Below are 2,808 nucleotides of genomic sequence, written 5' to 3'. Positions count from 1 at the left end.
TCAGCTGCCCTGCCGGGATGGTGATCGTAGTATTGCTTGCCGCATAATCTCCTGCTGAAGCTGTTCCTGCAAAGCCTAAGCTTACCACTGTATCGGTAGTCGTAGCCGTGCTCAGTGTAGCGGTGATTGTAGCGGTGCCTGCCGCGTTCTCTGCGATTGAAGCTGTTCCGCTAAGGGTTACCGTTGGGGTGGTCTCGTCATCAGTGATCGTAACGATAGCCTGAGTTGTACTGCCTGCCGTAGCTCCTGTAACATTCGTGATATCGACAATTACTGTTTCGTTTCCTTCGTACAGCGCATCATCGGTCGGATCAATAGTGATCGTTCCGGTCAATTGCCCTGCCGGAATGGTGATCGTAGTATTGCTTGCTGCATAGTCTGCTGCTGAAGCTGTTCCTGCAAAGCCTAAGCTTACCACCGTATCGGTAGTCGTAGCCGTGCTCAGTGTAGCGGTGATTGTAGCCGTTCCAGCTGCGTTCTCGACGATTGTTGTCGTTCCGCTAAGGGTTACCATTGGCGTGGTCTCGTCATCAGTGATCGTTACTGTTGCCTGGGTGGTAGCCCCTGCCGTAGCTCCTGTAACATTCGTGATATCGATGATAACCGTTTCGTTTCCTTCGTAAAGCGCATCATCGGCCGGATCAATATTGATCGTTCCGGTCAGCTGCCCTGCCGGGATGGTGATCGTAGTATTGCTTGCCGCATAATCTCCTGCCGAAGCTGTTCCTGCAAAGCCTAAGCTTACCACCGTATCGGTAGTCGTAGCCGTGCTCAGCGTAGCGGTGATTGTAGCGGTGCCTGCCGCGTTCTCGACGATTGAAGCTGTTCCGCTCAGGGTTACCGTTGGAGTGGTCTCGTCATCAGTGATCGTTACCGTGGCCTGCTGAACGCCGTTTTCTGTAGCGCCATTGCCTCCGGTTACTCCTGTGATGTCGATGATTACTGTTTCGTTTCCTTCGTACAGCGCATCATCGGCCGGATCAATAGTGATCGTGCCGGTCAGCTGCCCTGCCGGGATGGTGATCGTAGTATTGCTTGCCGCATAGTCTCCTGCTGAAGCTGTTCCTGCAAAGCCTAAGCTTACCACCGTATCGGTAGTCGTAGCCGTGCTCAGCGTAGCGGTGATTGTAGCGGTGCCTGCCGCGTTCTCTGCGATTGTTGTCGTTCCGCTAAGGGTTACCATTGGCGTGGTCTCGTCATCAGTGATTGTAACGATTGCCTGAGTCGTACTGCCTGCCGTAGCTCCTGTAACATTCGTGATATCGACAATTACTGTTTCGTTTCCTTCATATAAAGCATCATCGGTTGGATCAATCGTGATCGTTCCGGTCAATTGCCCTGCCGGTATCGTAATGGTAGTATTGCTTGCCGCATAGTCTCCTGCCGAAGCTGTTCCTGTAAAGCCTAAGCTTACCACCGTATCGGTAGTCGTAGCCGTGCTCAGCGTAGCGGTGATTGTAGCCGTGCCTGCTGCGTTCTCGACGATTGTTGTCGTTCCGCTCAGGGTTACCGTTGGGGTGGTCTCGTCATCAGTGATCGTTACCGTCGCCTGCTGAACGCCGTTTTCTGTAGCGCCATTGCCTCCGGTTACTCCTGTGATATCGACAATTACTGTTTCGTTTCCTTCGTAAAGCGCATCATCGGTCGGATCAATAGTGATCGTTCCGGTCAGCTGCCCTGCCGGGATGGTGATCGTAGTATTGCTTGCTGCATAGTCTCCTGCTGAAGCTGTTCCTGCAAAGCCTAAGCTTACCACCGTATCGGTAGTCGTAGCCGTGCTCAGCGTAGCGGTGATTGTAGCCGTTCCAGCTGCGTTCTCGACGATTGTTGTCGTTCCGCTCAGGGTTACCGTTGGGGTGGTCTCGTCATCAGTGATCGTTACCGTCGCCTGCTGAACGCCGTTTTCTGTAGCGCCATTGCCTCCGGTTACTCCTGTGATGTCGATGATTACTGTTTCGTTTCCTTCGTAAAGCGCATCATCGGCCGGATCAATAGTGATCGTTCCGGTCAATTGGCCTGCCGGTATCGTAATGGTAGTATTGCTTGCTGCATAGTCTGCTGCTGAAGCTGTTCCTGCAAAGCCTAAGCTTACTACCGTAGCGGTAGTCGTAGCCGTACTCAGTGTAGCGGTGATTGTAGCGGTGCCTGCTGCGTTCTCGACGATTGTTGTCGTTCCGCTCAGGGTTACCGTTGGGGTGGTCTCGTCATCAGTGATCGTTACCGTCGCCTGCTGAACGCCGTTTTCGGTAGCGCCATTGCCTCCGGTTACTCCTGTGATGTCGATGATTACTGTTTCGTTTCCTTCATACAGCGCATCATCGGCCGGATCAATAGTGATCGTTCCGGTCAATTGCCCTGCCGGGATGGTGATCGTAGTATTGCTTGCCGCATAATCTCCTGCTGAAGCTGTTCCTGCAAAGCCTAAGCTTACCACCGTATCGGTAGTCGTAGCCGTGCTCAGCGTAGCGGTGATTGTAGCGGTGCCTGCTGCGTTCTCGACGATTGTTGTCGTTCCGCTCAGGGTTACCGTTGGGGTGGTCTCGTCATCAGTGATCGTTACCGTGGCCTGCTGAACGCCGTTTTCTGTAGCGCCATTGCCTCCGGTTACTCCTGTGATGTCGATGATTACTGTTTCGTTTCCTTCGTAAAGCGCATCATCGGCCGGATCAATAGTGATCGTTCCGGTCAGCTGCCCTGCCGGGATGGTGATCGTAGTATTGCTTGCCGCATAATCTCCTGCTGAAGCTGTTCCTGCAAAGCCTAAGCTTACCACTGTATCGGTAGTCGTAGCCGTGCTCAGTGTAGCGG

The 2,808-nt window shown here is 53.3% G+C and carries 1 protein-coding gene; it reads right to left on the bottom strand.

What is annotated here, in order from left to right; genetic code table 11:
• A partial coding sequence (locus DMB68_RS23115; RefSeq protein ID WP_317047384.1) for a beta strand repeat-containing protein occupies nt 1-2,808 on the bottom strand: 2,808 nt, incomplete at both ends.

The organism is Flavobacterium hydrophilum (assembly GCF_003202405.1).
Lineage (GTDB): Bacteria > Bacteroidota > Bacteroidia > Flavobacteriales > Flavobacteriaceae > Flavobacterium > Flavobacterium hydrophilum.
The sequence above is the reverse complement of the archived record's forward strand: the minus strand, read 5'-3'. Positions and strand labels throughout refer to the sequence as shown.